Here is a 13,901-nt window from a genome sequence, read left to right on the forward strand (position 1 = left end):
ATCGCGTGTCCCGCTTGTTGCTCTGCGCCGCGCTCGCGGCGAGTCTGCTGGTGGCCCTGCCCGCTGCGGGCGCGGCCGCCGACACCGACTACACCCTGACCATCGACCCGGCGGGCAAGGGCCCGGCCATCGACGACTCCATGTACGGCGTCTTCTTCGAGGACATCAACCGCGCCGCCGACGGTGGCCTGTACGCCGAGCTGGTGCAGAACCGCTCCTTCGAGTACGACAGGGCCGACACCGCCGCCTACACCGGCCTGACCTCCTGGTCGCCCACCGGTGGCGTGGCCGAGGTGGCCGACGACGCCGGGCGGCTGAACGAGCGCAACCGCCGCTACCTCAAGCTCCGCCTGCCCGGTGGGGTGGTGAACTCCGGCTACAACACCGGGATCGCGGTGCGCGAGGGCCAGTCCTACGACTTCTCGGTCTGGGCGCGCACCGACGTCGCCGCCGGGACCCCGCTGTCGGTCGCGCTGACCGACCCGGCGGGCCAGGACCTGGCCGCACCGCTGCGGATCCACGTCCGCGGCGACGGCTGGACCAAGTACACCGGCAGCTTCCGCGCCCGCACCACCAGCAGCACCGGCCGGTTGCGGGTCACCGGCGGGGGAGCGGGCACGCTGCGGCTGGACATGGTGTCGCTGCTGCCCAGGGACACCTACAAGAACCACGGCCTGCGCCGCGACCTGGCCGAGAAGATCGCCGCGCTCAAACCGGGCTTCGTCCGCTTCCCGGGCGGCTGCCTGGTCAACACCGGCAGCCACTACGGCTACGAGGCGCCGAACTACGAGCGCCGCCGGTCCTACCAGTGGAAGGACACCATCGGCCCGGTCGAGCAGCGGGCCACCAACTGGAACTTCTGGGGCTACAACCAGTCCTACGGCCTCGGCTACTTCGAGTACTTCCAGTTCGCCGAGGACATCGGCGCGATGCCGCTGCCGGTGGTGCCCGCGCTGGTCACCGGCTGCGGCCAGAACCAGGCCACCAAGGACCCGGAGCTGCTGCGGCGGCACATCCAGGACACCCTGGACCTGATCGAGTTCGCCAACGGTCCCGCCACCTCCACCTGGGGCCGCAAGCGCGCCGAGATGGGCCACCCGGCGCCGTTCCGGCTCACCCACCTCGCGGTCGGCAACGAGGAGAACCTGCCGGAGGAGTACTTCGCCCACTTCACCGAGTTCCGCAAGGCCATCACGGCCAAGCACCCGGAGATCACGGTGGTCGGCAACTCCGGTCCCGACGACACCGGCGCCACCTTCGACCGGCTCTGGCAGCTCAACCGCCAGGCCGGGGTGGCGATGGTGGACGAGCACTACTACAACAGCCCCAGCTGGTTCCTGGAGAACAACCAGCGCTACGACAGCTATGACCGCAAGGGCCCCAAGGTCTTCCTCGGCGAGTACGCCTCCCAGGACAACCGGTGGCGCAACTCCCTGGCCGAGGCCGCGTTCATGACCGGCCTGGAGCGCAACGCCGACGTGGTCAAGCTCGCCTCCTACGCGCCGTTGCTGGCCAACGAGGACGTGGTGCAGTGGCGGCCGGACCTGATCTGGTTCAACAACCACGCTTCCTGGGGATCGACCAGCTACGAGACGCAGAAGCTGTTCATGACCAACGTGGGCGACCACGTGGTGCCCAGCACGGCATCCGCCACACCGTCCACAATGGAGCCGATCAGCGGCGCGATCGGCCTGTCCACCTGGGCCACCGCGGCGAGCTACGACGACGTGCGGGTGACCGCGGCCGATGGCCGAACCCTGTTCACCGAGGACTTCTCCGGCACCGACGCCCGCTGGGCCAAAGTCGCCGGGCGCGGTAACTGGGCGGTGCGCGACGGCGCCTACGTCCAGTCCGACGCCACCGCGGAGAACACCCTGGTGACCGCGGGCGATCCGGCCTGGCGGGACTACACGCTCAACCTCAAGGCCACCAAGCAGTCCGGCAAGGAGGGCTTCCTGGTCGCCTTCGGCGTCAAGGACACCGGCAACCTCTACTGGTGGAACCTCGGCGGCTGGGACAACACCCGCTCCGCGGTGGAGAAGACCGAGTCCGGCGGCAAGAGCACGCTGCTGGAGAAGGACACCAGGATCGAGACCGGCCGCACCTACGACCTGCGGGTGGAGGTCCGCGGCAGGCACGTCGCGCTCTTCCTGGACGGTCAGCGGTGGGGCGAGTTCACCGACGACCGCAAGGCGGAGCCGTTCCGCCAGGTGGTCACCAGGGACCTCGCCACCGGGGAACTGATCGTCAAGGTGGTCAACGCCCAGGCGGACGCGGCGCGGGTGCGGCTGGACCTGGGGCGCGACACCCAGGTCCAGCCCATCGCACGGGCCACCACCCTGCAGGGCAGCCCCGAGGACCTCAACACCCAGGCCGGTCAGCCGATCCGGCCACGCACCTCGCAGGTGCGGGTGTCCAACTCCTTCACCCACACCTTCCCGCCGCACTCGATCACCTTCCTGCGCATCAAGGATCGGAGCCGCCCGTGACCGCCTTCGACCGACGTTCCCTGCTGCGTGCGGGCGGTGTGCTCGCCGCCGCGAGCGCCCTCCCGCTGGCCGCCGCCGCACCGGCCAGCCAGCCGCTGATCCGCCAGCGGGCCGACCCGTTCATCACCCTGCCGGTCGGCGGCCGGTACTACTTCACCGGCTCGGTGCCCGAGTACGACCGGATCATCATCCGCGGTGCGTCCACTGTGGAGGGTCTGGGCGCGGCGGCGGAGACGGTGATCTGGCGGCGTCCGGCCTCGGGCCGGATGGGCGGGCACATCTGGGCGCCGGAACTGCACCGGGTCGGCGGGAAGTGGTACGTCTACTTCGCCGCGGGCGACTCCGACGAGCCGTTCCGCATCCGCACCTACGTGCTGGAGTCCGCCGCCGCCGACCCGCGCGCGGCCGGCTGGGTGCTGCGCGGCCAGGTGCAGACCGCCTGGGACACCTTCACCCTGGACGCGACCACCTTCGCCCACCGCGGCAAGCGGTACTTCCTGTGGGCGCAGAGCGAACCCGGCATCGCCACCAACAGCAACCTCTACATCGCCGAGATGGCCTCGCCGCTGGCATTGCGCGGCACACCGGTGCGCATCGCGGTGCCGACGGAGTCCTGGGAGACCCAGGGCTTCAAGGTCAACGAGGGCCCCGCGGTGCTCGTCCGCAACGGCCGGGTGTTCGTCACCTTCTCCGCCAGCGCCACCGACGCCCGCTACTGCATGGGCCTGCTCACCGCCAAGGCCGATGCGAACCTGGTCGACCCGCGCTCCTGGGTGAAGTCGCCCGGCCCGGTGTTCAGCAGCAACGCGGGCACCAGCCAGTACGGGCCAGGCCACAACTCGTTCACCACGGTCGGCGGCGCGGACGTGCTGGTCTACCACGCCAGGGACTACCGGGACATCACCGGCGACCCGCTGTTCGACCCCAACCGGCACACCAGGGTGAAGAGGCTGCGCTGGAAGGCCGACGGCAGCCCGGACTTCGGGGTGCCCAACGGCGGTGCGAGCCCGCTGAACTAGTGGAGAATGGGTGTGTCAGCGTCGGGTCCGGTGGGTGTTATCGCTAACATCGGACGCCGAAGGTCGAGGATCGGAGATCGTCTGTGGACAGCAGGGCCACCCGTGACCCCGCGATGACCGATGTCGCCCGGCTCGCCGGGGTCTCGCACCAGACGGTGTCGCGGGTGCTCAACGACCACCCCAACGTGCGCGAGCAGACCAGGCTGCGGGTGCGCGCCGCGATCAAGGAGCTGGGCTACCGGCCCAACCGGGCGGCGCGTGCCCTGGTCACCGGGAAGTCCCAGCTCATCGGCGTGGTCACGCAGAACTCGACGCTCTACGGCCCGGCCTCGCTGCTGTCCGCCTTCGAGGAGGCGGCGGGCGAGGCCGGGTTCGCGGTCAGCGTGGGCCGGGTCCGGGTGCTGGACCGGGAGTCGATCGCCGCGGCGGTGGAACGGCACCGCGACCAGCGGGTGGCCGGCATCGTGGTCATCGCGCCCACCGCCTCGGCCAGCGACGCCCTAGCCGACATCCCGGCTGGGGTCCCGCTGGTCACCGTGGACGGCGACCCGGACCGCCCCACCCCCCTGGTCACCGTGGACCAGGCGGCAGGAGCCTTCGCCGCGACCAAGCACCTGCTCGACGTGGGCCACAAGACGGTTTGGCACGTCTCCGGCCCCGCGGACTGGTTCGACGCCGCGGGCCGGGTGAGCGGCTGGCAGCGGGCGCTGGACCTGGCAGGCGCGGAGGTGCCGCCGGTGCTGCCCGCGGACTGGAGCGCGGCGGCCGGGTACCAGGCCGGGCAGATGCTGGCCAGGATGCCGGAGGTGACAGCGGTGTTCGCGGCCAACGACCACCTGGCGCTGGGCGTGCTGCGCGCGATGAGCGAGCGGGGCAGGCGGGTGCCGTGGGAGGTCAGCGTGGTCGGCTTCGACGACGTGCCCGAGGCCGCGTACTTCATCCCGCCGCTGACCACGGTGCGACCGGACTTCGCGGCGGTGGCGCGGGAGACGCTGGGGCTGTTGCTGGCCCAGGTCAGCGAGGGGGAGACGGCGGAACCGTGCCGGACCATCGCGCCTGACCTGGTGGTGCGAGAGAGCGTCGCGCCGCCCGCCTGAGTCGCAGCGGGCCGGGTGCCCGCGGAAGCAACCCACCGCCGTGTTGGCCGTTGTCGTACACGGTATTGGCCGAACTGGTACGCCCATCGGTCAACGGCACCCCCCACAATGGCCAACGCACCGCCCATAGCGGCCAACACACCGTCCCATAACGGCCAACACGCCGTAGATAACGGCCAACACGGCGTACGGCAACGGCCAACACGGCGGTGGGTTTCGGCTGGGCTTCGCGGGTCCGTATCGGGCGCGTTGCGTGCCGTTGCGTGGCCGGGACGGCTCGCGGGCCGGCTGCGGATTCGTGCTGCCATGTGCACGTTCACCAGGAGCTGGCGAAGCTGGTATTCGCAGGCTTGACGGGTCAAATGTTAGCGATAACAATCGCGGTGTGACTGAGCTGCCAACCGATCCCGGCGCGTGTGTCGTGGGCGTCGACTTCGGCACGTTGTCCGGGCGGGCCGTGGTGGTGCGGGTGCGGGACGGGGCCGAGCTGGGTTCCGCGGTGCACGAGTACCGGCACGGGGTGCTGGATGACGTGCTGCCGCGCACCGGGCGGGCGCTGCCGCCGGACTGGGCGTTGCAGGTGCCCGCCGACTACGTCGAGGTGTTGCGGACCGCGGTGCCCGAGGCGGTGCGACTGTCCGGTGTGGACAGTGAGCGGATCATCGGCATCGGGACCGACTTCACCGCCTGCACCATGGTTCCGGTCACCGCCGACGGGACGCCGTTGTGCGAGCTGCCGGAGTTCGCCGAAGAGCCGCACGCCTACGTGAAGCTGTGGCGGCACCACGCGGCCCAGCCGCAGGCCGACCGGATCAACGAGGTGGCCCGGCAGCGTGCGGAGAGCTGGCTGCCGCGCTACGGCGGGCTGATCTCCTCGGAGTGGGAGTTCGCCAAGGGGCTTCAGCTGCTGGAGGAGGCTCCCGCCGTCTACTCGGCCATGGCGCACTGGGTGGAAGCCGCGGACTGGATCGTCTGGCAGCTCACCGGGAGCTACACGCGCAACGCGTGCACCGCCGGGTACAAGGGGATCCACCAGGACGGGGCCTACCCGGACCGGGAGTTCCTGACGGCGCTGAACCCTGCCTTCGCCGGGTTCGTCGAGGACAAGCTCGCGCATCCGCTCTCCGCGCTCGGGGAGCGGGCGGGTGGGCTCAGCGCGCAGGCGGCGGCGTGGACCGGGTTGCGGCAGGGGATCGCGGTCTCCGTTGGCAACGTGGACGCGCACGTGACCGCGCCCGCGGCACAGGCCGTGGAGCCGGGGCAGATGGTGGCGATCATGGGGACCTCCACCTGTCACGTGATGAACGGAGCCGTGCTGCGCGCGGTGCCCGGCATGTGCGGGGTGGTCGACGGCGGGATCGTGCCGGGGCTGTGGGGCTACGAGGCCGGGCAGAGCGGGGTAGGCGACATCTTCGCCTGGTTCACCCGAACCCAGGTGCCGCCGGAGTACCACGAGCGGGCCCGCGAACGCAGCATCTCCGTGCACGAGCTGCTGACCGAACTGGCCGCGGCGCAGGCCGTCGGCGAGCACGGGCTGGTCGCGTTGGACTGGCACAGCGGCAACCGGTCGGTGCTGGTCGACCACGAGCTCTCCGGCGTGGTGGTCGGGCAGACCCTGGCCACCCGGCCCGAGGACGTCTACCGCGCGCTGCTGGAGGCCACCGCCTTCGGCACCAGGACCATCATCGACACCTTCGCCGAGGCGGGAGTGCCGGTCACCGAGCTGGTCGTGGCGGGCGGGTTGCTGCGCAACGAGCTGCTGATGCGGATCTACGCCGATGTGACCGGGCTGCCGCTGTCGGTCAGCGGTTCGGCCCAGGGACCCGCGCTCGGCTCGGCGCTGCACGCCGCGGTGGCCGCCGGCGCGTACCCGGACATCAGGGCGGCCGCGGCGGCCATGGGGTCGGTGCGCCGGGGCGTCTACCAGCCGGATCCGGCCAATGTCGAGGTCTACCAACAGTTGTACCGCGAGTACCGGCAGCTGCACGACTACTTCGGCCGCGGCGCCAACGAGGTCATGCACCGGTTGCGCGCCCACCGCCGCGCCGCGCTGGAGAGGAAGGGCTAGATGTCGGTCACCGCCGAACTGCGCCGCACCGTCGCCGAACTGCACCGTGAGCTGACCCGCTACGAGCTGGTCAGCTGGACCGCGGGCAACATCTCCGCGCGGGTGCCCGGCCACGACCTGATGGTGATCAAACCGTCGGGGGTTTCCTACGACGAGCTGTCCCCGGACGCCATGGTCGTCACCGACCTGCGCGGCAACCTGGTGGAGGGCGAGCTGGCCCCGTCCTCGGACACCGCCGCGCATGCCTATGTCTACCGGCACCTGCCCGAGATCGGCGGGGTGGTGCACACCCACTCGCCGTACGCCACCGCATGGGCCGCGCGCGGCGAGCCGATCCCGTGCGTGCTCACCATGATCGCCGATGAGTTCGGCGGCGAGATCCCGGTCGGGCCGTTCGCGCTCATCGGCGACGACTCGATCGGGCGCGGCATCGTGGACACCTTGCGCGCCAGCCGGTCTCCTGCGGTGCTCATGCGCAACCACGGCCCGTTCACCGTGGGCGCGGACGCCCGCGCTGCGGTCAAGGCCGCGGTGCTGGTGGAGGACGTGGCCCGCACCGTGCACTTCGCCAGGCAGCTCGGTTCGCCGGAATCCCTTGCCCAGCAAGACATCGACAGCTTGTACGAGCGCTACCAGAACGTATACGGGCAGTGAGCCCGCGAGGAGTGACGATGCCGGTCGCGGCCAAGCCCCAAGTCTGGTTCCTCACGGGCAGCCAGCACCTCTACGGGCCGGAGACGCTGGCGCAGGTCGCCGCGCAGTCCCAGTGGATCCAGCGGATGCTCACCGAGTCCGGCAGGCTCTCGGTGGAGGTCATCTGGCGTCCGGTGCTCACCGACGCCGGGGCGATCCGGGCGGTGCTGCACGAGGCCAACGGCGATCCGGCCTGTGTCGGGGTGATCGCCTGGATGCACACCTTCTCCCCGGCCAAGATGTGGATCTCCGGCCTGGACCTGCTGCGGAAACCGTTGCTGCACCTGCACACCCAGCTCAACGAGGCGCTGCCGTGGGCGACCATCGACATGGACTTCATGAACCTCAACCAGGCCGCGCACGGTGACCGCGAGTTCGGTTTCGCCCAGACCAGGATCGGGCTGGCCCGCAAGACCGTGGCGGGCCACGTGCGCGAGCCGCACGTGATCGAGCGGATCGACGGCTGGGCCCGCGCCGCGACCGGGGCGCAGCACCTGCGCAACCTGCGGCTGGCGCGGTTCGGCGACAACATGCGCGATGTCGCGGTGACCGAGGGCGACAAGGTCGAGGCGGAGCTGAAGCTCGGCGTCTCGGTGAACACCTACGGCGTCAACGACCTGGTCGAGCTGGTGGCCGAGGCGAGCGAGGCGGAAGTCGACCTGCTGGTCGCCGAGTACGCCGAGACCTACCGGCTGGCACCGGAACTGGGGCGGGACGGGGCGCGGCACGAGTCGCTGCGCTACGCCGCCCGGATCGAGTGCGGGCTGCGCCGGTTCCTGGTGGAGGGCGGCTTCGGCGCGTTCACCACCAACTTCGAGGACCTCGGCGGACTCCGCCAGCTGCCGGGCCTGGCCGTGCAGCGGCTGATGGCCGACGGCTACGGCTTCGGCGGCGAGGGCGACTGGAAGACCTCGGCGCTGCTGGCCGCGGTGAAGGCGATGGGCGAGGGCACCGGGCGCGGCACCTCGTTCATGGAGGACTACACCTACCACTTCGGGCCGGGTGAGCCGAAGATCCTGGGCGCGCACATGCTGGAGGTGTGCCCGAGCATCGCCGCGCGGCAGCCCTCCTGTGAGATCCACCCGCTGGGCATCGGCGGCCGGGAGGACCCGGTGCGGCTGGTCTTCGACGCCGAGCCCGGCGCCGCGGTGGTCATCGGCCTGGCCGACCTCGGCGACCGGTTCCGGTTGACCGCCAACGAGGTCCAGGTGGTGCCGCCGGACGAGCCGCTGCCGAACCTGCCGGTGGCGCGCGCGGTGTGGCAGCCCGCGCCCTCGCTGTCGACCTCCGCGGAGTGCTGGCTCACCGCGGGCGGGCCGCACCACACCGTGCTCACCCAGGCCGTCGGCGCCGAGCCGCTGCGCGACCTGGCGCGGATCCTCGACGTCGAGCTGGCGCTCATCGACGAGCGAACCACCACCGATGAGTTCACCGACCGGCTGCGCTGGAACCAGGCCTACCACCGGCTCGCGCAGGGCCTGCGCTGAGAATCAGGGAGGAACAATGAGGTTTCCACGATCCGCGGCCCTGGTCGCGTTGCTGGCCACGCTCACCGCCTGCGGCTCCTCGGTCAAGACCGTCGACCAGCAGGGCGCCTCCGCTGAGGGCGCGCTGGTCGGTGTGACCATGCCGACCAAGTCCTCCGAGCGCTGGATCCACGACGGCGACAACATCCGCAAAGCCCTGGAGGCGCAGGGTTTCCGGGTCGACCTGCAGTACGCGGAGAACGACATCCCGACCCAGGCCAACCAGCTGGAGAACCAGATCACCAAGGGCGCCAAGGCGTTGATCGTGGCCTCCATCGACGGCACCGCGCTCAGCTCGCAGCTGCAACAGGCCGCGGCCGCCAAGATCCCGGTCATCGCCTACGACCGGCTGATCCGCAACAGCCCCGCGGTGGACTACTACGCCACCTTCGACAACTTCCGGGTCGGCGTGGAACAGGCCAACTCGCTGCTGGCCGGGCTGAAGGCGCGCGGCGCGGGGCCGTACTCGGTGGAGCTGTTCGGCGGTTCGCCGGATGACAACAACGCCCCGTACTTCTTCAACGGCGCCATGTCCGTGCTCCAGCCGCTGATCGACGCGGGCACCCTGGTGGTGCGCAGCGGCCAGCGCGACTTCGGCACGGTGGCGATCCTGCGCTGGGAACCGGCCACCGCGCAGCGCCGGATGGAGGACATCCTCACCAAGACCTACACCGGGTCCAGAGTGGACGGTGTGCTCTCGCCGTACGACGGGCTGTCCATCGGCATCCTGTCCGCGCTCAAGAGCAACGGCTACGGCAGCGCGGACCGGCCCTACCCGGTGGTCACCGGGCAGGACGCCGAGGTGGCCTCGGTAAAGTCGATCATCGCGGGGGAGCAGTACTCCACCGTGCAGAAGGACACCAGGGAGCTGGCCAAGGTGGCCGCGAACATGGCGGGCGCGGCGCTGCAGGGCCGCAAGCCCGAGGTGAACAACGAGAAGGACTACCACAACGGCGTCAAGGTGGTGCCCTCCTTTCTGCTCCAGCCGGTCGCGGTGGACAAGGACAACTACCGCAAGGTGCTGCTGGACTCCGGCTACTACACCGAGGGCCAGCTGAAGTAACGATGACCGAGCACATCCTGCGGATGCGGGGCATCACCAAGACCTTCGGCCCGGTCACCGCACTGGACGGCGTGACGTTGTCGGTGCGGCGCGGGGAGATCCACGCGATCTGCGGGGAGAACGGCGCTGGCAAGTCCACGCTGATGAAGGTGCTCTCCGGGGTGTACCCGCACGGCTCCTACACCGGCGAGATCGACTTCGACGGCGCGCCCTGTGCCTTCGCCGGGATCGCCGAGAGCGAGGCGCGCGGCATCGTCATCGTGCACCAGGAGCTCGCGCTCTGCCCCGAGCTGTCCATCGCGGAGAACCTGTTCCTGGGCAACGAGATCGCCACCCGCGGCTGGATCGACTGGAACCGGGTCAACCACGACGCGGCCGCGCTGCTGGCGCGGGTGGGCCTGCGGGAGAACCCGGTGACGCCGGTGCGCGAGATCGGCATCGGCAAGCAGCAGCTGGTGGAGATCGCCAAGGCGCTGGCCAAGGACGTGCGGCTGCTCATCCTGGACGAGCCCACCGCGGCGCTCAACGACGAGGACTCCGCGCACCTGCTGGAGCTGCTGCGCGAGCTGCGCGGGCAGGGCGTCACCTCGGTGATCATCTCGCACAAGCTCAACGAGATCACCGCGATCGCCGACTCGATCACCATCATCCGGGACGGCCGCACCGTGCAGAGCATGGACGTGCACGCCGAGGAGGTGAGCGAGGACCGGATCATCGCGGGCATGGTCGGCCGCGACCTGACCCACCGGTTCCCGCCGCGCACCCCGCGGATCGGCGCGGAGGTGCTGCGCATCGAGGACTGGACCGTGCACGACCCGGCCCGGCCGGAGCGCGCCGTGCTCCAGGACGTCTCGCTGTCGGTGCGGCGCGGGGAGATCGTCGGGCTGGCCGGGCTGATGGGCGCGGGCCGCACCGAGCTGGCCATGAGCGTGTTCGGCCGGTCCTGGGGCACCGGCTTCGCCGGGCGGATCTTCAAGGACGGCAAGGAGATCGCGCCACGCTCGGTGCGCGCGGCCATCCGGCACGGCATCGCCTACGTCAGCGAGGACCGCAAGCGCTACGGCCTCAACCTGATCGAGGACATCCGGCGCAACATCTCCGCGGCCGGGCTGGGCAGGCTGTCCCGGCGCGGCTGGGTGCGGGAGGGCGAGGAGTTCGGCGTGGCCAAGGGATACCTGCGTGAGCTGGGCATCCGGGCGCCCGGCGTGCTCACCCCGGCGGGCGCGCTCAGCGGCGGCAACCAGCAGAAGGTGGTGCTGGCCAAGTGGATGTTCACCGAGCCGGACCTGCTGATCCTGGACGAGCCCACCCGCGGCATCGACGTCGGCGCGAAGTACGAGATCTACGGCATCGTCAACCAGCTCGCCGAGCGCGGCGCCGGCGTGCTGGTCATCTCCTCGGAGCTGCCGGAGCTGCTCGGTCTGTGCGACCGGGTGTACGCGCTGGCCGAAGGCCGGATCACCGGTGAGGTGAGCAGGGCGGAAGCCACCCAGGAACGCCTCATGCGGCACATGACCCAGGGACAGGAGCGGAACCGTTGAGCACCAAGGCAGAACTCCCGCCACGCCGCCGGTTCCGGCTCAACCCCAGGCAAAGCGGCATCTACGTGGCCTTCGCGCTGATCGTGCTGCTGTTCACCGCGCTGACCGGCGGCACCCTGCTGGAGCCGCAGAACATCTCCAACATCATCGTGCAGAACTCCTACGTGCTCATCCTCGCCGTGGGCATGATCCTGGTGATCATCGCCGGGCACATCGACCTGTCCGCGGGCTCGGTGGTCGCGCTGACCGGGGCGCTGTGCGCGGTGCTGACCGTGCAGCTGGGCCTGCCGTGGCCGCTGGCGGTGCTGGTCACGCTGGTGGCGGGCGGGGTGATCGGGGCTTGGCACGGCTACTGGATCGCCTACTTCGGCATCCCGGCCTTCATCGTCACCCTGGGCGGCATGCTGGTCTTCCGCGCGCTCACCCTGAGCGTGCTGGGCAACCAGGGCATCGGCCCGTTCCCAGAGCCGATCCGCACGCTGTCCAACGGTTTCCTGGACGGCTACCTCGGCAACATCGGCCTCGGCCCGCTCGGCGGCGCGGACCTGCTGAGCCTGCTGATCGGCCTGGCCGTGGTGGCCGGCATCGCGCTGACCCAGTGGCGGGCCCGGCGCGGGCGGGCGGGGTACGGGCAGGAGATCGACCCGATGCCGGTGTTCGTGGCCAAGATCGCCGCGGCCGGACTGCTGGTGCTCGCCGTGGTGGTGCAGCTGGCCCGCTTCCGCAACCTGCCCTGGGTGCTGGTGCTGCTGGCCGCGCTGGTGTGGGGTTACTCGGTGCTGGCCGGACGCTCGGTGTTCGGGCGGCGGATCTACGCCATCGGCGGCAACCTGCAGGCGGCCACCCTGTCCGGGGTGAACGTCCGCGCGGTCACCTTCTGGGTGTTCGTGAACATGGGCGTGCTGGCCGCGCTGGCCGGGGTGGTCTTCGCCGGGCGGCTCAACCAGGCCGGCCCCACCGCGGGCGCCTCCTTCGAGCTGGACGCGATCGCGGCGGCCTTCATCGGCGGCGCGGCGGTGCAGGGCGGGGTCGGCAAGGTGGTCGGCGCGGTGACCGGCGGCCTGATCATGGCGGTGATCAACAACGGCATGTCCCTGATCGGCGCGCCCAGCGAGCGGGTGATGCTGGTCAAGGGCCTGGTGCTGCTGGCGGCGGTCGCCTACGACGTGTTCACCAAACGGCGCGCCGGCGCGCGCTGACGCGGTGCAAGGCCGGCCGGGGGCGGCCGGTTGCTGCCAGTGGTGTGTCACGCCGGCCCCGGATGAGGTCGACTTGTTCCGCGCGCCGACGACCACACGATCAACCGAGGAGGAGCGGATGGACCACTCCATTGGGCAGGCTCAGCGGCGTCGGCCGAGCCGCGTTCCGTTCGCCACGACTGTGACCTTCGCGCTCCTACTCGGCTTGGTCGCGCTGCTGGCCGCTTCGGGCTTGTTCGGCCTGACAGGTGCCCAGGCAAGCACCGTTGGCCTCGTGCTGAGGACCGGGCTCGCCATCGATGGCGGGTGCTGCCTGGTCGGCGCGGGGCTGCTGGTGCTGTCGCGGCCGGCGGGGTGGGTTCTGACCGCGGTGGGCGGCGGTCTCGCCCTTGCCCTTCCCATGCTGGTCTTCCCGGCCGTGGTGGCGGCTCCGGCGGAGTTGGCCGCCGGCATCCGGCAGGCCGACGGTCTGCCGGTGCTGCTGGTGATGATCCTGTTCGGCCTGGTGACGATGGTGCAGAGCCTGCGCCGTGGCACTCGTGAGGCCATCGTCCAGCGTCGCGCCCGGCCGTGACCAGTGAGCCAGCTCAGTCCTCGGTGGCCTGGTCCGCCGCGGTCCAGGCGTACTGGAGGTAGTCCGACACACTGAGCACGGCCAGCACCGAGGACCCCAGCCGCGCCGCCCTGGGCGCGAACAGGTAGGTGGCGACCGCGCCTCCCGCGATCCACATGCCGATGCAGAACGGGCAGGTCAGCAGTTCGCCGATGGCTCTGCGCACACCGCGGCCGCGCGGCTTCTCCGGGACCTCCGCATTGTCCTCGGCCTCCGCGCAGGTGGTGAACGGCGCCCGCAGGAAGCCGGTCACCTTCTCCTTGCTGATGATCCGGGACGCCTTGTGGGTGGCGACACCCAGCAGCACCAGGTCACCCGTCGGGATGCGCTCGGGCACCCGCCCGGAGCGGTGCGCCACCGCCGCCACCGCGGCCGCACCGGTCAGGAAGGTCGCCGTGAGGACCAGCCGGCCGCCCATCGCGGTGGCCTTCCCCTCATCGGTGCGCAGCGGCGTGACCTTGCCGGTGACCGCCCGCGGTGTGTGTTCACCCATCGTCATCTGCCGTCCCGATCAATCGACTCGCCATGCCGCCAGGTTGCCCTCGCATCGAGCAGGCAAACTGGTGCCTCCGGGGCAGATCCCATGCCTAGGA

The 13,901-nt window shown here is 70.8% G+C and carries 11 protein-coding genes; 10 read left to right on the forward strand and 1 reads right to left on the reverse strand.

The features are described from left to right. Nucleotides 1-5 precede the first annotated feature (5 nt). From N8J89_RS16040 to N8J89_RS16085, 10 genes are all read left to right on the forward strand, one after another. Nucleotides 6-2,489, forward strand: coding sequence for an alpha-L-arabinofuranosidase family protein (locus N8J89_RS16040; RefSeq protein WP_283665143.1), 2,484 nt, complete (start codon nt 6-8; stop codon nt 2,487-2,489). Next, nucleotides 2,486-3,508 carry a glycoside hydrolase family 43 protein gene (locus N8J89_RS16045; RefSeq protein ID WP_283665144.1) on the forward strand — a complete coding sequence of 341 codons (1,023 nt, stop codon included), beginning with the start codon at nt 2,486-2,488 and terminating at the stop codon, nt 3,506-3,508. The genes N8J89_RS16040 and N8J89_RS16045 overlap by 4 nt, the downstream gene beginning before the upstream one ends. A 113-nt stretch (nt 3,509-3,621) precedes the next feature. Next, nucleotides 3,622-4,605 carry a LacI family DNA-binding transcriptional regulator gene (locus N8J89_RS16050; RefSeq protein WP_502868490.1) on the forward strand — a complete coding sequence of 328 codons (984 nt, stop codon included), beginning with the start codon at nt 3,622-3,624 and terminating at the stop codon, nt 4,603-4,605. A 385-nt stretch (nt 4,606-4,990) separates the two neighbouring features. Next, entirely contained in the window at nt 4,991-6,673 is a 1,683-nt protein-coding gene (gene araB, locus N8J89_RS16055) for a ribulokinase (protein ID WP_283665146.1), read from the forward strand. Further along, nucleotides 6,674-7,327, forward strand: a complete 654-nt coding sequence (locus tag N8J89_RS16060; protein ID WP_283665147.1) for an L-ribulose-5-phosphate 4-epimerase — start codon at nt 6,674-6,676, stop codon at nt 7,325-7,327. Between the two features lie 17 nt (nt 7,328-7,344). After that, complete coding sequence (gene araA, locus N8J89_RS16065; protein ID WP_283665148.1) at nt 7,345-8,853, forward strand: L-arabinose isomerase; 1,509 nt, start codon at nt 7,345-7,347, stop codon at nt 8,851-8,853. A 16-nt stretch (nt 8,854-8,869) separates the two neighbouring features. Next, a complete protein-coding gene (gene chvE / locus N8J89_RS16070) occupies nt 8,870-9,955 on the forward strand; it encodes a multiple monosaccharide ABC transporter substrate-binding protein (protein ID WP_283665149.1) in 1,086 nt (361 codons plus the stop codon). Between the two features lie 2 nt (nt 9,956-9,957). Then, a complete protein-coding gene (mmsA, locus tag N8J89_RS16075; RefSeq protein ID WP_283665150.1) occupies nt 9,958-11,496 on the forward strand; it encodes a multiple monosaccharide ABC transporter ATP-binding protein in 1,539 nt (512 codons plus the stop codon). Continuing rightward, complete coding sequence (gene mmsB / locus N8J89_RS16080) at nt 11,493-12,695, forward strand: multiple monosaccharide ABC transporter permease (protein ID WP_283665151.1); 1,203 nt, start codon at nt 11,493-11,495, stop codon at nt 12,693-12,695. The genes mmsA and mmsB overlap by 4 nt, the downstream gene beginning before the upstream one ends. Nucleotides 12,696-12,813: 118 nt before the next feature. Further along, on the forward strand, nt 12,814-13,269 hold the full coding sequence (locus tag N8J89_RS16085) for a hypothetical protein (RefSeq protein ID WP_283665152.1): 456 nt from the start codon (nt 12,814-12,816) through the stop codon (nt 13,267-13,269). Between the two features lie 13 nt (nt 13,270-13,282). On the opposite strand, the gene N8J89_RS16090 is transcribed toward N8J89_RS16085, so the two are convergent. Further along, entirely contained in the window at nt 13,283-13,801 is a 519-nt protein-coding gene (locus N8J89_RS16090; protein ID WP_283665153.1) for a DUF1360 domain-containing protein, read from the reverse strand. Between the last annotated feature and the right edge of the window lie 100 nt (nt 13,802-13,901).

Source organism: Crossiella sp. CA-258035 (assembly GCF_030064675.1).
Taxonomy (GTDB): Bacteria; Actinomycetota; Actinomycetes; order Mycobacteriales; family Pseudonocardiaceae; genus Crossiella.

Coding starts and splice junctions, on each gene's coding strand:
- N8J89_RS16050 (WP_502868490.1), top strand. CDS start 3,622: ATGACCGATGTCGCCCGGCTCGCCGGGGTCTCGCACCAGACGGTGTCG.
- N8J89_RS16060 (WP_283665147.1), top strand. CDS start 6,674: ATGTCGGTCACCGCCGAACTGCGCCGCACCGTCGCCGAACTGCACCGT.
- araA (WP_283665148.1), top strand. CDS start 7,345: ATGCCGGTCGCGGCCAAGCCCCAAGTCTGGTTCCTCACGGGCAGCCAG.
- chvE (WP_283665149.1), top strand. CDS start 8,870: ATGAGGTTTCCACGATCCGCGGCCCTGGTCGCGTTGCTGGCCACGCTC.
- mmsA (WP_283665150.1), top strand. CDS start 9,958: ATGACCGAGCACATCCTGCGGATGCGGGGCATCACCAAGACCTTCGGC.
- N8J89_RS16085 (WP_283665152.1), top strand. CDS start 12,814: ATGGACCACTCCATTGGGCAGGCTCAGCGGCGTCGGCCGAGCCGCGTT.
- N8J89_RS16090 (WP_283665153.1), bottom strand. CDS start 13,801: ATGGGTGAACACACACCGCGGGCGGTCACCGGCAAGGTCACGCCGCTG.